The sequence below is a fragment of the Fructilactobacillus hinvesii genome (assembly GCF_024029435.1).
In the GTDB taxonomy this organism is placed as follows: Bacteria; Bacillota; Bacilli; order Lactobacillales; family Lactobacillaceae; genus Fructilactobacillus; species Fructilactobacillus hinvesii.
On record NZ_CP097118.1, the window covers coordinates 934405 to 950599 of the forward strand.

Here is a 16195-nt window from a genome sequence, read left to right on the forward strand (position 1 = left end):
AAAGCAATGGTAGAAACGTTACGAGCCGAGCATTTAACCAAAACCTATGGAGAAAAGACCCTCTTTCGGGATCTGAATTTTATTATTAATGAACACGATCGGATTGGATTGATCGGGACGAATGGGAGTGGAAAATCATCTCTTCTAAACGTGATTGCTCAGTTAGATCACGATGCTACTGGAGAGATTATTACTTCTAAAACCTATACAATTGGTTATTTAAAACAGCATCCAGAATTGCCAGAGGATAAAACCGTTTTAGAGGCAGTCTTTTCAGGAAATCAGACCATTTTTCAGGTGATTCGACGCTATGAAGACACTTTAACTGCCTATTCTGAACATCCCGAAAATCATGATGCTGAACGCGCGTATTTAGCAGCTGAAGCGAAGATGAACGAATTAGATGCCTGGAATGCTGAGAGTCAGGTCAAAACGATTTTAACCCAACTCAAAATTACAGATTTAAACCAAAAAATTGGGACCATGTCAGGAGGAATGCAAAAACGAGTGGGATTAGCTCAAATCCTAATTCAAGCACCGAACCTCTTGTTATTGGATGAGCCAACGAACCATTTGGATTTTGATTCCATTGCCTGGCTGGAGCAGTATTTGAGCCGTTATCATGGCTCCTTACTAGTTGTAACTCATGATCGTTACTTTTTGGATCAGGTGACCAATCACATTTGGGAATTGTCGTTTGGAAAATTACATGAATACGATGGAAATTACCAAACGTACGTTGCAAAAAAAGCAGAACGAGTAGATCAAGAACTGGCAGCGGGACATAAACAACAACAGCTGTACAAGCAGGAATTACAGTGGATGAAAACCGGGGCTAAGGCTCGTTCTACCAAGCAAAACGCCCGAATTGAACGTTTCCAAGAACTCAAACAAGAGGTCGATCAAGGGACTCCAGTTGAAGAAGACGTGAACATTAGCATGGGCCAGCAGCGGTTAGGGAAAAAAGTAATTGAAATGAAAGACGTTAACCTCACGGTGGCGGATCATCCGATTTTACGTGACTTTAATTTAATCGTTCAAAACGGACAACGCTTGGGAATTAGTGGGGAAAACGGAACTGGAAAATCGAGTTTTCTCAATGCAATTGCAGGCAAGCTTCCGCTAGACTCTGGAACCATTGAACTGGGTGAGACTGTGAAGCTGGGCTACTATACTCAGCAAATGGAACCCATTCCAGAAGATAAACGGGTGATTAACTATCTGACGGACATCGGTCAAAAGGTGGTCGATAAGGATGGGAATCAGATCAGCGTTACTAATCTGTTGGAACAGTTCCTGTTTCCCAAATCAACGCACGGAACTCTGATTCGCAAGCTTTCCGGGGGCGAAAAACGGCGTCTTTATTTACTTAAACTTCTGATGGAACAACCAAACGTTCTCTTACTAGATGAACCTACTAATAACCTGGACATTGGAACTCTGACCGTGTTAGAGAATTACATTGATAATTTTAACGGAACCACAATCACCGTTTCTCATGATCGTTACTTCTTAGACAAGGTTGCTGATCAACTCTTGATGTTTAAAGGGGATGCTGAAATTGATCGTTACACGGGGTCCTTATCGAGTTATTTAGCAGAACAACGCGAACAAACAAATGCAGCAGCTGAGCCGGCCAAGGCTAAAAAAACGCAATCCAATCCCAAAACAGAACAAAAATCAGAGATTAAAACGAAAACAAAGCTGACTTATGCCGAAAAACTCGAATGGGATCAGATGGACCAAAAATTAGCTGACAATGAAGCCGCCGTGACAAATATCCAGGAAGAGATGCAACAAAACGCGGCGGACTATAACAAACTAGCAGAGTTACAACGCCAACTGGATGAATTAAATGCCCAGGGCGATCAACTAGTTGAACGGTGGGAATACTTAAGTCAGTACGTGGACGAAGACTAGCGAGGAGAATGGAATGTTAGAGGAGAATGGAATGTTAGAAGACCAATATTTAAACCTAGCGCGCTTTGTGTTAGAAAATGGCCACCCCAAGGGTGACCGCACGGGAACCGGAACCATTAGTTACTTTGGCTATCAGATGCGCTTTAACCTAGCAGAAGGGTTTCCGTTGTTAACCACGAAAAGCGTTCCCTTCCGCTTGATTAAAAGTGAACTGCTGTGGTTTTTACACGGAGATACTAACATTCGCTACCTCTTGCAAAACAATAATCACATTTGGGACGAATGGGCCTTTAAAAACTGGGTGGAATCCGCTGAATATCACGGACCAGACATGACTGATTTTGGTTTACGCTCTCAAGTAAATCCAGAGTTTAGAGCAGAATATCTTAAGCAAAAAGACTGGTTTTGCCAGCAAATTGTTGCAGATGAGGAATTTGCTAAGCGTTATGGTGACCTAGGGTTAGTCTATGGGAGTCAGTGGCGCAGTTGGCAAACAGCCGATGGTCGAACGGTGGATCAGATTCAAAAGGTGATTGAGCAAATCAAGACCAATCCTAATTCTCGGCGCTTAATTGTTTCGGCTTGGAATCCTGGCGACGTTGATGATGTGGCATTACCACCGTGTCATACGTTGTTTCAGTTTTATGTGAACGATGGCAAATTAAATTGTCAGCTCTACCAGCGTAGTGGCGATATTTTCCTCGGGGTTCCGTTTAACATCGCCAGTTACTCTCTGTTAACGAGTTTAATTGCGAAAGAATGCGATTTAGTTCCGGGCGAGTTCATTCATACTTTGGGAGACGCTCATATTTATCAGAATCACGTTGCCCAAATTAAAGAACAACTAACTAGAAAACCATATCCAGCGCCCCAACTGTGGTTGAATCCGGCGAAAAAGAGTATTTTTGACTATGACATCGATGATATTAAGGTAGAAAATTATCGTCATCATCCGCGGATTAAGGGAGCGGTTGCCGTTTAGGAGGAAGAAAAATGTTAGCATTTATTTGGGCAGAAGCGCATCAACATGTAATTGGCAAAGATGGAACGTTGCCGTGGCATCTTCCAGATGACATGCACTTTTTTAAAGAACAAACGACGGGGCATCCCATTTTAGCGGGGCGAACAACGTTTGAGAGTTTTGGTCGTCCCTTACCGCACCGTGAAAATATGGTTTTAACTCGCCAACCCGCCACCGATTTTCCCGCCGGAGTAGAGGTCTTTCCTACTACAACTAGTTTCTTGCGATATGCAAATGAGCATCAAGACGAGTTAATTTTTGTGGTGGGGGGAAGCCAAATCTTTCGCTTATTCCGCTCTGAAGTAACCTGGTTATACCGGACGGTGATTGATGCGGATGTTAGTGGTGATACTTGGATGCCAGAGATTGATTATGTCCAATTTAACTTGGTTAAAGAGTGGCCTGGTGAAGCAGGTGAACAATATCCCCACCATTTTGAAATTTGGCAGCGAAAGGAAGCAAACCATGCGTAAGAGTTTTTACGAGTATCTGATGACGGAACGAAATCCAAATAGTCATGATGAAATTGCTGAGTTTGCTAATAATGCCTTTTTTGATCAGAGCTTTCCCAAGCATACCGATAATTTTGCCGAAATTTCTAAGTATCTCGAAGAAAATGCGGGATATCTACCGACCATGACAATTTTTGACGATGTTTGGCAGCGCTACTTGGCGTACTTAGATTAAGGAGGATTTTTATGCAAAGTAACATCCAATGGTTTCCCGGCCACATGGCCAAGGCCATTCGGCAGTTTGAAGAAAACATCAAACTGGTTGATATCGTTTTTGAACTAGTGGACGCTCGGATTCCTTTTACTTCGATTAATCCAGAGGTGAGTCGCATTAGTCTGACCAAGCCGCGTTTAATGATTCTCACTAAGGCTGATTTAGCTGATCCCAATTTAACTAATCAGTGGTTAACTTATTTTCGTCAGCAGGGTAATGCCGCTCTAGCAGTTGATTCTAAAGTTAATGGTGTCTCTAAAAGGATTGAAAAAGCGGCTCAAACCCAACTCGCTAGTAAACTAACGTCTCAGAGTGAACGGGGATTAGCTCGACAGAGCTTAAAGGCTATCTGTGTCGGAGTCCCCAATGTCGGGAAATCAACCCTTTTGAATCAACTGGTTAAACGTCGTTCTGCTCCGGTGGGAAATCGTCCTGGGGTAACGAAGGGGCAACAATGGTTAACCGGAAACGGCCATTTAGAATTACTGGATACCCCAGGAATTTTATGGCCTAAATTTCAAAATCAAACAGTTGCCGAAAAGCTAGCTTTGACGGGCGCCATTCGGGAAAGCGCATATCATAGTGATGATGTTGCTTTGTATGCTCTCCGCTTTTTCAAAAACCAGCAGCCGACTGCACTAATTAACCGCTATCGATTAACAGAGGCTGATTTACAATTAGCTGATCCTGATTTATTATTAACTATCACTGCTAATCTAGGAATGCGTGATGACTATGAACGGGCCTCTGATCGAATCATCAACGACGTTCGTAAGGGCAAATTGGGACGGTTTACGTTAGATGATCTAAAGGAACTGATTTCCGATGAAAATTAGTGAACTTAAGGTGGCTTTTGCGCAGGTTCAATCTGATGGAGATCCGCTCTTAGCGACCTATCAAGATGACCCAAGAAAGGGGGTCCAACGGTTGTTGCAACAAACCCATCGTCGGTTAGAACGACAGCGGCTTGCTGTCGCCGCTTTTCAGCAACGGTTGCACTATGAAAAAGAATTGTGGCATCACGGAATTGAGTACGTTGCTGGGGTAGATGAGGTTGGTCGGGGACCGTTAGCTGGTCCTGTGGTCGTAGGCGCAGTCATTCTTCCGCATGATTTTTCGCTGGTAAACGTCAATGACTCCAAGCAACTTAGTGATCACGAACGCCGGTCCCTCGTACCATTAATTAAACAAGCTGCGGTGGCGTATCAAATCGTAAGGATTAGTCCCCAAATCATTGATCAAGTTAATATTTATGAAGCCAGTCGTCTAGGGATGAAACAAGCTGTAGAACAATTAAATCCGCTGCCAAATCATCTTTTGGTGGATGCCATGGTGATTGACGCTGATTTTCCCCAAACCAAATTAATTAAAGGGGACGCAAAATCCGCTAGCATTGCTGCGGCTAGTATTCTTGCAAAGGTTGCTCGAGATGATTTAATGATTGAATATGCCAAACAATATCCAGAATACGGATTTGATCATAACGATGGCTATGGCACCGCGTCCCACTTACAGGCCCTGCGTCAATTTGGGGCGACTCCCATTCATCGAAAAAGTTTTGCTCCAGTACGTGATTTGGGACAATAACTTCGTATCTCTTCTAAAAGGAGAGAAAACGATGGATAAAAGAGAATTTTTATTACGCATAAAATTATGCCCTGGGATTGGATTAAAGGGTGAGAGTTTAATTTATGATTGGCTATTACAGCAGGTTCATTTTGCGAGCTATTCGTTAGCGGGGTTGTTGCAACCACTAGCTGCTTTATTGCGAGCACATCGCTTGAAAACAAGTTCCTTTATTCAACATTTTTTAAGTCCAGAACTTAGCGAACGGGTGCAAGCAAATCAACGGGGCGGCTGGATTACCATTTTAGATGCTGAATATCCAGCTCAGCTTAAAGAAATTTTCCTGCCCCCCATCGTGTTATTTTTTGCAGGGAAGCTAAAATTTTTGACCAAGATTCCTGTTCTGGGAATTGTTGGCTCACGAAAATGCTCAGCATATGCAGTTAACTCATTAAAACGAACTGTAACGGCTCCGGTGGTTAAGCAGTATTTAATTGTGTCTGGATTAGCAGCCGGAGTGGACACCTTGGGTCATCAGTTAGCACTAGCACATCAAGGACAAACCGTCGCGGTGTTAGGTACGGGTTTAGATCATTATTATCCGGCTGCTAATCGGGCCTTACAACAAGAGTTAGTGCGTCATCAACTGGTGATAACGGAATACCCGTTAGGCTTTGGCCCCCGCCGGTACCAATTTGTGGAACGGAACCGGATTATTGCCGGGTTGTGCCAAAAGTTATTAGTGGTGGAGGCTCGCCAAAAGTCCGGGAGTCTCATTACTGCTAGTTTGGCATTGCAATCTAATCGCGATGTGCTCGCAATTCCAGGCAACATTAATAGCCAGCTCTCGTTAGGAGCTAACGAATTAATTGCTGCTGGAGCCCAACCTTGTATTGATACGCAGGATTTGTTGGGACGAGTAGTCTTGTAGCTAGCTTTTGTTAAAATCACTTTTATTCAATTAATTCTTAAGCGATTTTTTGGAACTTCTCACTTGTTTACGTGTATAATCTAAAATAGACGATACTTGATACGTAAAGGAGAAGTGCCATGTTTAATTTTCTTAGTAGCGTTAATTCATTGGAATTTCTTGCGGTAACAAACATCTTACTGTGGATCATTACAGCCTTATTATGGGGAATTGATCGCCTGATGAAAAAGCCAGCCTATAAGATTGCCTGGGCTGACTGTGGCCAAATTGTGTGCTTTATCGACACGGTGATTTTAATTTTTAGCATCTGGTTCTACGGAATTGTCTTAACCTTAGGACTTTACGTTCCTGATGTAATGTTGTTATTGATTGCCGTGTTTGTATTAGTAGCAGCTTTTGTAGGCGGCGTTGTATGGAAATTTCTCAATAAGAAATAAGCAGTTGGGTAAATTTTATGCGCTCACGATGTCTTTCAAATGATTTTGGAAGGCTTTTTTGTTACTCTTTAATTTGACACGTATAAAAAATTGCAATATGCTTTGTTAGAATTTCACTGCCAATTGGGGCATCAAGTTCATATATATAGTAGAAAAGTGACGAGGGATAAAGTGAATGGCCACTAAAACAACAACCAAAAAGAAAGCAACCAAACGAAAACGGAGTACTACCAAAAAAAAGTTAGTAATTGTCGAATCACCCGCAAAGGCTAAAACGATTAGTAAATATTTAGGCAGAACTTATAGCGTCATTGCTAGTAAAGGGCACATCCGTGATTTACCGAAGAGTCGGATGGGGATTGAAATTGACGATAATTTTAAACCTGATTACATTTCAATTCGGGGTAAGGGTGATACCATTAAAACCCTCAAGGCCGAAGCAAAAAAAGCTAAGGAAGTTTTTCTGGCTTCTGACCCGGACCGAGAGGGAGAAGCGATTGCCTGGCACGTAGCTCACATTTTAAACCTAGATGTGAATGACCATAACCGGGTAACCTTCAACGAAATTACCAAGGAAACCGTTAAAGATGCCTTTAAACATCCCCGGACGATTGACATGAACCTGGTGAATGCCCAACAAGCTCGGCGCATCATTGACCGCTTGGTGGGGTATTCCATTTCACCTATTTTATGGAAAAAAGTTAAGAAGGGGCTGAGTGCGGGTCGGGTTCAATCTGTGGCTCTGTGGATTATTATCCAACGGGAACGAGAGATCCAAAAATTCCAACCAGAAGAGTATTGGACTATTGATGGAGTTTTTAAAAAAGGACGCTCTCAATTTAAAGCCAGTTTTTATGGGTTAGACGGTAAAAAAACGGCCTTAAAGAATAACGATGCCGTCCAAGCGGTCCTAAGCCGAATGGATGCAGATTCCGATTTCACCATTATAGACGTCAAAAAGCGGGAAAAGAAACGGCAGCCACCCCGGCCATTTACCACTAGTACGTTGCAACAGGATGCCAACAAGAAGCTTCGTTTTCGGACGGGGCGGACAATGATGGCCGCTCAGCAACTTTACGAAGGAATCAACATTGGTAAGGAAGGTAGTCAGGGATTAATTACTTACATGCGGACCGATTCAACTCGAATTTCTGCAGGAGCTAAGCACGAAGCAGCCACTTTCTTACACGAAAACTACGGGGCTGAGTACGCTGCCAACCATCCGCGGAAGGGAAAGTTACCAGAAGGGGCCCAGGATGCGCACGAAGCAGTTCGCCCGACGTCGGTCTTACGGACACCCAAGAGTATTGAACAGTACCTCACAAAGGATCAATATAAACTATACAATTTAATTTGGAGTCGTTTTGTTGCTAGTCAAATGACCCCGGCCGTTGTTGACACGGAAACCGTTACCATTGACCAAAATGGGGTAAACTACAGGGCCAACGGATCAAAACTCAAGTTTGAAGGGTATTTAAAGGTTTATGCAGCGGGAAAAGAAAAGGATAACGTTTTACCGGACTTAGAGGTGGCAGATAAGGTTCGTTTGGTTAGCAATCAACCCGACCAACACTTTACCCAGCCACCTGCTCGTTATACTGAAGCCGCGTTGATTAAAACGTTGGAAGAAAACGGGGTTGGCCGGCCATCTACATATGCACCAACCTTAATGACGATTCAAAAGCGTTACTACGTTAAGCTTGAAGCGCGCCGTTTTGTCCCAACGGAACTAGGTGAAATCGTCAACAAATTGATCGAAGAATATTTTCCAGACATCGTCAACGTTGATTTTACGGCCGACATCGAAGGACAACTTGATGAAATTGAAGAGGCCAAACGTAAGTGGGTCGCCGTGGTTAATGAGTTCTACCAACCATTTTCTAAGGAAGTTAGTCATGCGGAAAAGGAAATGGAAAACATCCAGATTAAAGAACCACTGGCAGGCTTTAACTGTGAAATCTGTGGAGCACCCATGGTAGAAAAAATGGGGAAGTACGGGAAGTTCTTTGCTTGTTCTCGGTTCCCAGATTGTCGTAATACCAAAACAATTGTTAAAGAAATTGGAGTTACCTGTCCGAAGTGTCATAAGGGACAGGTCATCGAACGCAAGACCAAGAAGAAACGAACCTTTTACGGTTGTTCACGGTATCCAGATTGTGATTTTGTCTCATGGGATAAGCCGATTGGGCGTGATTGTCCGAAGTGTCAACACTTCCTGGTCAACAAAAAGGTCCGGGGTGGCTGGCAAATCCTGTGTCCTAACGGTGACTACGAAGAAAGCATCATTAAATAAAACAGAAAAGGCCGTCCTAGTGGAACGACCTTTTTTCTCACGGAGAATAACAATGAAAACGAAGCATACTGATCGAGAATTAATTACGTTATTTGAGCGTTACTTGGATAACGAACGCCAGTACTCTAAGTTAACCATTCGGGCTTATCGTGATGACTTGGAACAATTTTGGCATTTTTTGCAGAATACGGGGAAACAAATTTCCTTTACAAAGGTAGAACCCTTTGACGTGGAAGTGTTTTTGAGTGAACTACATGATCAAGGTGATGCTACCAATACAATTGCACGGAAGGTTTCAGCTTTGAGTTCCTTTTACAATTTTTTGGCAAATAATCGCTTGACCGCCGAAAATCCCTTCCGTTACGTGCAAATTAAACGGCAACATCAGCTTCTTCCCCGTTTTTTTTACGATCAGGAACTTAATCAATTATTTAAAACGGCCAGGGCCAACCCCAAACCGGAGTTAGCTGAGCGAGATACGGTGCTGCTGGAGGTTTTATATGGAACCGGGATTCGAGTGAGCGAATGTGCCAACCTAACGTTACGACAAATTGATCTCGACAATAACATGATGTTAGTACATGGAAAGGGGAATAAAGATCGTTACATTCCCTTTGGGCATTATGCTCACGAAGCGATTGAAACCTTTGTTAAGCATGGGAGAAAGCAATTAATGGAAAAAAATCATCAGGAGCATGACTACCTAGTGATTGACTATTTAGGTAAGCCCATGACAGCTCGTGGAATTGAGTATTCATTGGATCAAGTCATGAAGCGGAGCGGGCTGCACAGTCAAATTCATCCACACATGCTGCGTCACTCGTTTGCCACGCAGATGTTAAATAACGGGGCCGATTTACGGACGGTTCAAGAGATGTTAGGGCATAGTAATTTATCGACGACTCAAATTTATACCCACGTTACCAAAGAAAAATTACTCCAGAATTATCAACAGTTTTTTAAACGTGATTAATTGGGTAAGATAATTCTTTTTAATTCTGCACAATTATTATAGAATTAAACTAGGTAGACCAAAAATCAATCATTGGGCTAAATCAATTAAAACATTGGAGCGAGAATCATGACTGTTGAATTACGCAATGACCAATTAACCATCAAAATTGATGAACTCGGAGCTGAGCTGGTCTCCGTTGTCCGCGCTGGTCACGAGTACATTTGGAATGCTGATCCCGCTCATTGGAAGCGGCACGCTCCGATTTTATTTCCCATCGTGGGGAAACTAAAAAATAATCAATATCAATACCAGGGGCAAACGTACCGCATGTTTCAACATGGTTTTGCCCGTGACCAACAATTTCAGGTGATTAGTAATGCTGCCGATCAAGCAGTTTTCCTTTTGGAAGCTAACTCAGAAACCAAGCAGATGTATCCATTCGATTTTCAATTAGTTGTCAGTTATACGCTACGCAAAGATCAAGTGGATGTCCAAATGACGGTTCTCAATCCCAGTGAAACGGATGATTTGCTTTTTGCAATTGGAGCTCATCCGGGCTTTCAAGTTCCGTTGGAAAAAGATGTCGAGCCAGCGACCTTAACGGTTACCCCGGAGGAATCTTACCAACTAATCCAATTAGGAACAGATGGATTAACTAAGCCCGAACAACTAACGGAGCTTTTTACACAACCAGTACCACTAACACCTGCTTTATTTCAACATGATGCTCAAATCATAAACGTAAAGGTTAATCCTAAAACAGAATTAACCATCACTGCTCCTAACCATAAATGGGGTGTAACGGTTACAGGGATTTTAAATGACTACTTTGGCATTTGGTCGACTGCTCCTCAGGTTTCTAACTTTGTGTGCTTAGAACCCTGGTGGGGGATTGCAGATTCTGAAGCGGTTTCTGGGGAGTTGGCTGATAAGCCAGACATTCGGAAGTTAACTGCTGGAGCAAAAAAAACATTTGAATTTCAAATTAAATTCTTCTAACTAAAAAGGACTCTAATTATGAGTTTGACCAACAGGAGTAAATGTTTCATGCTGGTGGTAGCTCAAACTAAAGAGTCCTTTTTCTTGTCGCTTTAATTTTATTGATGGGATTTACGATACTTTAAATACCAGTAATATAATCCAAATGGAAGGATATTTTCCGTACCATTTAAGATTTTTTTGATATTATTACGATGTCGATAGAGCGTGAAGCTGGTCAGTACCAAGGCCACCATTTGCAGTGCAGTATCTGAGGTTGTTAGTGAAACAAGGAAAATAATGATGAAGCCGAGGATACTGCCAAGGCTCATCATACTGGTGATAAAAACGCAGATAAATGCCGTGCCAGCTGCAATTAGAAAGAAACCAAAATTGTAAGCCATTAGCATGCCGGCACTCGTTGCTACCGCTTTACCACCTTTAAAGTGATCAAAAATCGAGAAAGTATGACCTAAAACCGCCATTACCCCAAAAATCAGGGGATACCAGGAATGAATGCCAAATTGCATGGGAAGCCAGGTTGCCAACCAACCCTTCCCAATGTCTAATAACATTACAATTGTGCCAGCTACGGGACCTAAAACCCGTAATGTATTAGTAGCTCCGATATTTTTTGATCCGTGCCGGCGGATGTCAACGTGAAAAAAAAGCTTTCCAATCCAAATTCCATTGGGAATTGAGCCTAACAAATAGGCAACACTTAAAAGTAGTATTATTTTAATCATTTGTCCTCCTACTTTGAAAAAACTATCACTCGTTATTTTAGCATTTATTATAGCAATAAAACAGCATGCCTCATTCACCACGAATTCTGATTGTTGCAATCGTAGTTCAATCGGGTATGATGATAATGGCAAAAAAAGGAGTAATGAACGATGACAAAGAAAAAGGAAAATCAAGCATACGATGCTTCCTCAATCCAGGTTTTACATGGATTAGAAGCTGTGCGGAAACGACCAGGAATGTACATCGGTTCTACCGATAGTCGGGGACTGCATCACTTGGTGTATGAAATTGTTGATAATGCCGTGGACGAAGCCATCGCTGGTTACGGTGATGCCATCAATGTCACAATCAATGCAGATAATAGCATTACCGTGGAAGACCACGGTCGGGGAATGCCAGTAGAGATGCATGCTTCTGGTAAACCTACTCCAGAAGTAATTCTGACGGTCCTACACGCTGGAGGGAAATTTGGCCAAGGTGGTTATAAAACCTCAGGAGGCTTACATGGAGTGGGATCGAGCGTTGTTAACGCGCTTTCAACCAGTCTTACCGTCCAAATTGTCAGAGATCAACAACTATATCAAGAAGAATTTGTGGATGGCGGAAAGCCGGTTGGTACTTTGAAAAAGCTAGGTAAAACAAAGCGACCAACGGGAACCACGATTACATTTAAGCCAGATCCAACGATTTTTACCACGGTGGTCTATAACTTTGATACGTTGGCAACTCGGCTTCGTGAAGCAGCTTTCTTGCTAAAGGGAGTTAAAATTACTCTAACTGATAAACGAGCAGGGCAAGAACGCCAGGAGGTTTATCAATTTGATGAGGGAATTAAAGAGTTTGTTACGTATTTAAATGAAAGTAAGAGTACGCTGGGTCCCGTCATGGATTTTGATACGGTGAAAGATGGAATCGAAGTGGAAGTGGCCGCTCAGTATAACGACGGCTACACAGAAACCATGATTTCGTTTGTTAATAACGTTCGCACCAACGATGGCGGGACTCACGAAGCTGGTTTTCGAAGTGGTTGGACGAAAGCGATGAATGAGTATGCTCGCAAGGTGGGATTACTAAAAGATAAGGATAAAAACCTTGATGGCTCCGACGTTCGGGAGGGATTAACGGCCGTGATTTCTCTGCGCGTGCCAGAAGAAGAACTCCAATTTGAAGGGCAAACTAAGGGAAAATTAGGGACTCCTGCCGCTCGCTCCATTGTTGATAATGTGACTTCAGAACAGTTAGTGTACTTTCTGATGGAAAACGGTGATTTTGCTAATACCTTAGTGCAAAAGGCACTTCGTGCGCGTAAAGCGCGAGAAGCTGCTAAGAAAGCTCGTGATGAAAGTCGCAAAGGGAAAAAGAAGAAAAAGAGTGAACGACTTCTCTCTGGGAAATTAACCCCAGCTCAATCTAAAGATGCCAGCAAAAATGAATTGTTTCTAGTCGAAGGTGATTCGGCCGGTGGTTCTGCTAAGCAAGGACGAGATCGCAAGCATCAGGCCATTTTACCGTTACGAGGAAAGGTGTTAAACACCGAAAAAGCCAATGTTACTGATATCTTAAAGAATGAAGAAATCAGTACGATTATGTATACGGTGGGCGCCGGGATGGGGAGTGACTTTTCTCTGGATGATGCAAACTACGATAAGATTATCATTATGACCGATGCCGATGATGATGGGGCACACATTCAGATTCTGTTACTTACGTTCTTTTATAAATACATGCGACCGATGATTGAAGCCGGCCGTGTGTACGTAGCACTACCCCCGTTGTATAAATTACAAGCAGGGAAAGGGAAGCAAGCCCAGGTTGAATATGCCTGGACAAACGAGGAATTAGAACAGGCCCGCAAGGATTTCCCCAAAGGAATGACCTTACAACGATTTAAGGGATTGGGAGAAATGAATGCGGATCAACTGTGGGAAACTACGATGGATCCAGAGCACCGGACTCTCATTCGGGTTCAAATTGATGACGCCGCCCAGGCCGAAAAGCAAGTTTCAACCCTAATGGGGACCAAGGTGGAACCGCGGAGGGATTGGATTGAAAGTAACGTCCAATTTACCCTTGAGGATGAAGGTAGCATTCTCGATAAAACTTTGAATTAGAAGGTGAACAAATGGCAAAACAGGCCGAAATTAAAGATCTTTCACTAGCATCTGTGATGGATGAGCGCTTTAGCCGCTATTCGAAGGCCATTATTCAAGAGCGAGCACTTCCAGACGTTCGTGATGGGTTAAAACCCGTCCAACGGCGGATTTTGTATTCCATGAATAAGGATGGCAATACCTATGATAAGGGATTTCGGAAATCAGCGAAGTCGGTGGGAAACGTTATGGGAAATTTTCATCCCCATGGAGACAGTTCCATCTATGATGCGTTGGTCCGGATGAGTCAGGACTGGAAATTACGGGCTCCCTTGATTGATATGCACGGAAACAATGGTTCTATGGATGGGGATCCACCGGCTGCGATGCGGTATACAGAAGCCCGGTTAAGCAAGATTGCCGGGGAGATGTTACGTGATATTGATAAAGATACGGTTAGCTGGGTTCTCAATTTTGATGATACGGAGTACGAACCGACCGTTTTACCCGCTCGAATTCCCAACTTGCTGGTGAATGGGGCCACTGGGATCTCAGCTGGTTATGCGACAGAAATTCCTCCGCACAATTTGAGTGAGGTGATTGATGCCCTGATTTACCTGCAAGCTCACCCAGCTGCCACGCTAGATCAACTGATGCAATTTATTCAAGGACCAGACTTTCCGACGGGTGGCATTATTCAAGGATTAGATGGGATTAAACAAGCCTATGAAACTGGACACGGTCGGATTGTGGTACGATCCCGCACTGCCATTAGTGAAATGCGTGGTGGGAAAAAGCTGGTGCAGGTAACGGAAATTCCGTATGAAGTTAACAAAGCCCAGCTCGTTAAACAGATTGATGAAATTCGGTTAAATAAAAAAATCGATGGAATTGCTGAGGTGCGAGATGATTCTGACCGGTCAGGATTAATGATTTCAATTGAATTAAAACGCAATGTTGATGAACGTGGAATTTTAAACTATTTGTATAAGAATACTGATTTGCAAATTTCTTACAATTTTAACGTAGTGGCGATCAAGGATATGCGTCCGGAACGACTTTCCTTAAAAACAATTTTAACCACTTATCTAGAATATCAACGTTCCGTCTTAACCAAACGCACTCAGTTTGACTTAAAGAAGGCCCAAGAGCGACAACACATTGTGTTGGGATTAATTAAGGCTCTGTCCATTCTTGATGAAGTGATTAAAACGATTCGGGCGAGTCAGAATCGCAAGGATGCCCGTGATAACCTGGTTTCTACCTATGATTTTACTCAGAAACAGGCAGAAGCCATCGTAGCGTTACAACTATATCGGTTGACCAACACCGATGTTACTAAATTAAACGAAGAAAATGCGAACCTTGCAGCGCAAATTGCCGAATATCAAAATATTTTAGCCGATCCCAGTGAATTAGATCGCGTATTGAAGCAGGAATTGGAAGCCGTTGCGCAGGAATACCAGATGCCGCGCCGTTCCACCATTCAAGCAGAGATTGAAAGCCTAAACATTAGTAAACAGGTCACGGTTCCTGATGAGCAGGTGATGGTAATGGTTTCTCGTGATGGTTATTTAAAGCGCACCAGCCTACGCTCATTTGGTGCAACCGAACTAGAGGATAATGGTCTAAAAGAAGATGATTATCCGGTCTTTATTCAGCAACTAAGTACCCGGGATTCCGTCTATATTTTCACCGACGGTGGGAACTTGATTTATCGTCCCGTTCATGAAATTGAAGACGTGAAGTGGAAAGATACTGGCGAACATATTTCGCAACTAAATGGGTTGCAACCAACTGAAAAGGTAGTTACGGTAAAAGATTTTTCATCGTTGCGAAAATCCGGAAACTTTTTAATTGCCACTCGAGCTGGTCACATTAAGCAGGTTGAATTTGCAAAACTATTACCTGGTCGAACTTATCGCAGTCGGGCCATGACGTACGTCAAGTTAAAGAATGAACTAGATGCAGTGGTAAACGTTACTTACCGAGAACCAGATGATCCAGCGGATGTTTTAATCATGACGGAACACGGATTAGGATTGCGGTATGCAATTACAGAAGTGTCTACCAATGGTCCCCGAACGGTCGGAGTAAAGGCGATTAATCTAGGGGAAACAGATCATGTGGTTAACATGCAATTAGTTACAGAAGCAGATCAAGTAGCGATGATTTTTCAATCCGGAAACTTTAAAAAGATGGCGGTTGCTGACATTCCCCAAACTGCGCGTTCGCGGAAGGGCATTAAGGTTTTGCGAGATCTAAAAACTAAAGAGAACTTATTAGCTAACTTTATTAAGCTTGATGCTAATGAAACAATCTTGCGGGTTTATACCGATACACGCCATTCCCAAGACGTGATCTTGGCTGATTATCAAACAGCGCCGCGAACCGCCAACGGATCTAAACTAGTGGACGTTTCTCAGGCGGGAACCCCCGTCCTATTGACTCATTTAGTGATGGACCAGTCAGAACCAACGGCTGAATAAGCGAAAATTTTGCTCCACCGTCATTGCTTAAAATGTGGTACA

At 43.0% G+C, this 16195-nt stretch carries 14 protein-coding genes; 13 read left to right on the forward strand and 1 reads right to left on the reverse strand.

Annotation, left to right across the window (positions count from 1 at the left end):
* Positions 1–6 precede the first annotated feature (6 nt).
* From M3M39_RS04655 to M3M39_RS04705, 11 genes are all read left to right on the forward strand, one after another.
* Entirely contained in the window at positions 7–1920 is a 1914-nt protein-coding gene (locus tag M3M39_RS04655; RefSeq protein WP_252796712.1) for an ABC-F family ATP-binding cassette domain-containing protein, read from the forward strand.
* A 31-nt stretch (positions 1921–1951) separates the two neighbouring features.
* The gene (locus M3M39_RS04660; RefSeq protein ID WP_252797976.1) at positions 1952–2902 is read left to right on the forward strand and encodes a thymidylate synthase; all 951 of its coding nucleotides are present in this window, start codon (positions 1952–1954) and stop codon (positions 2900–2902) included.
* A gap of 11 nt (positions 2903–2913) precedes the next feature.
* Positions 2914–3414 (forward strand): dihydrofolate reductase, encoded by a 501-nt coding sequence (locus tag M3M39_RS04665; RefSeq protein ID WP_252796713.1) that lies wholly within the window; start codon positions 2914–2916, stop codon positions 3412–3414.
* Positions 3407–3628: a YozE family protein gene (locus M3M39_RS04670; RefSeq protein WP_252796714.1), complete on the forward strand. Its 222-nt coding sequence runs from the start codon at positions 3407–3409 to the stop codon at positions 3626–3628. Before M3M39_RS04665 ends, M3M39_RS04670 begins: the two co-directional genes overlap by 8 nt.
* An 11-nt stretch (positions 3629–3639) precedes the next feature.
* Complete coding sequence (ylqF, locus tag M3M39_RS04675) at positions 3640–4503, forward strand: ribosome biogenesis GTPase YlqF (RefSeq protein ID WP_252796715.1); 864 nt, start codon at positions 3640–3642, stop codon at positions 4501–4503.
* A complete protein-coding gene (locus tag M3M39_RS04680) occupies positions 4493–5254 on the forward strand; it encodes a ribonuclease HII (RefSeq protein WP_252796716.1) in 762 nt (253 codons plus the stop codon). Before ylqF ends, M3M39_RS04680 begins: the two co-directional genes overlap by 11 nt.
* Before the next feature lie 31 nt (positions 5255–5285).
* Positions 5286–6164, forward strand: a complete 879-nt coding sequence (dprA, locus tag M3M39_RS04685; protein WP_252796717.1) for a DNA-processing protein DprA — start codon at positions 5286–5288, stop codon at positions 6162–6164.
* Positions 6165–6283: 119 nt separating this feature from the next.
* Entirely contained in the window at positions 6284–6601 is a 318-nt protein-coding gene (locus M3M39_RS04690) for a hypothetical protein (RefSeq protein WP_252796718.1), read from the forward strand.
* A 175-nt stretch (positions 6602–6776) separates the two neighbouring features.
* Entirely contained in the window at positions 6777–8894 is a 2118-nt protein-coding gene (gene topA / locus M3M39_RS04695; RefSeq protein WP_252796719.1) for a type I DNA topoisomerase, read from the forward strand.
* A gap of 52 nt (positions 8895–8946) precedes the next feature.
* Positions 8947–9867, forward strand: coding sequence for a site-specific tyrosine recombinase/integron integrase (gene xerA / locus M3M39_RS04700; RefSeq protein ID WP_252796720.1), 921 nt, complete (start codon positions 8947–8949; stop codon positions 9865–9867).
* A gap of 108 nt (positions 9868–9975) precedes the next feature.
* Entirely contained in the window at positions 9976–10848 is an 873-nt protein-coding gene (locus M3M39_RS04705) for an aldose 1-epimerase family protein (RefSeq protein ID WP_252796721.1), read from the forward strand.
* Between the two features lie 98 nt (positions 10849–10946).
* Here M3M39_RS04705 and plsY read toward each other — a convergent pair whose 3' ends face one another.
* Positions 10947–11573 (reverse strand): glycerol-3-phosphate 1-O-acyltransferase PlsY, encoded by a 627-nt coding sequence (gene plsY, locus M3M39_RS04710; protein WP_252796722.1) that lies wholly within the window; start codon positions 11571–11573, stop codon positions 10947–10949.
* A gap of 150 nt (positions 11574–11723) precedes the next feature.
* Here plsY and parE point away from each other — a divergent pair, with 150 nt between their 5' ends.
* The gene (gene parE, locus M3M39_RS04715) at positions 11724–13685 is read left to right on the forward strand and encodes a DNA topoisomerase IV subunit B (RefSeq protein ID WP_252796723.1); all 1962 of its coding nucleotides are present in this window, start codon (positions 11724–11726) and stop codon (positions 13683–13685) included.
* Positions 13686–13696: 11 nt separating this feature from the next.
* Entirely contained in the window at positions 13697–16153 is a 2457-nt protein-coding gene (gene parC / locus M3M39_RS04720) for a DNA topoisomerase IV subunit A (RefSeq protein WP_252796724.1), read from the forward strand.
* Positions 16154–16195 lie beyond the last annotated feature (42 nt).

Coding starts and splice junctions, on each gene's coding strand:
- parC (WP_252796724.1), top strand. CDS start 13,697: ATGGCAAAACAGGCCGAAATTAAAGATCTTTCACTAGCATCTGTGATG.
- parE (WP_252796723.1), top strand. CDS start 11,724: ATGACAAAGAAAAAGGAAAATCAAGCATACGATGCTTCCTCAATCCAG.
- M3M39_RS04655 (WP_252796712.1), top strand. CDS start 7: ATGGTAGAAACGTTACGAGCCGAGCATTTAACCAAAACCTATGGAGAA.
- M3M39_RS04690 (WP_252796718.1), top strand. CDS start 6,284: ATGTTTAATTTTCTTAGTAGCGTTAATTCATTGGAATTTCTTGCGGTA.
- dprA (WP_252796717.1), top strand. CDS start 5,286: ATGGATAAAAGAGAATTTTTATTACGCATAAAATTATGCCCTGGGATT.
- M3M39_RS04665 (WP_252796713.1), top strand. CDS start 2,914: ATGTTAGCATTTATTTGGGCAGAAGCGCATCAACATGTAATTGGCAAA.
- M3M39_RS04660 (WP_252797976.1), top strand. CDS start 1,952: ATGTTAGAAGACCAATATTTAAACCTAGCGCGCTTTGTGTTAGAAAAT.
- plsY (WP_252796722.1), bottom strand. CDS start 11,573: ATGATTAAAATAATACTACTTTTAAGTGTTGCCTATTTGTTAGGCTCA.
- xerA (WP_252796720.1), top strand. CDS start 8,947: ATGAAAACGAAGCATACTGATCGAGAATTAATTACGTTATTTGAGCGT.
- M3M39_RS04680 (WP_252796716.1), top strand. CDS start 4,493: ATGAAAATTAGTGAACTTAAGGTGGCTTTTGCGCAGGTTCAATCTGAT.
- topA (WP_252796719.1), top strand. CDS start 6,777: ATGGCCACTAAAACAACAACCAAAAAGAAAGCAACCAAACGAAAACGG.
- ylqF (WP_252796715.1), top strand. CDS start 3,640: ATGCAAAGTAACATCCAATGGTTTCCCGGCCACATGGCCAAGGCCATT.
- M3M39_RS04670 (WP_252796714.1), top strand. CDS start 3,407: ATGCGTAAGAGTTTTTACGAGTATCTGATGACGGAACGAAATCCAAAT.
- M3M39_RS04705 (WP_252796721.1), top strand. CDS start 9,976: ATGACTGTTGAATTACGCAATGACCAATTAACCATCAAAATTGATGAA.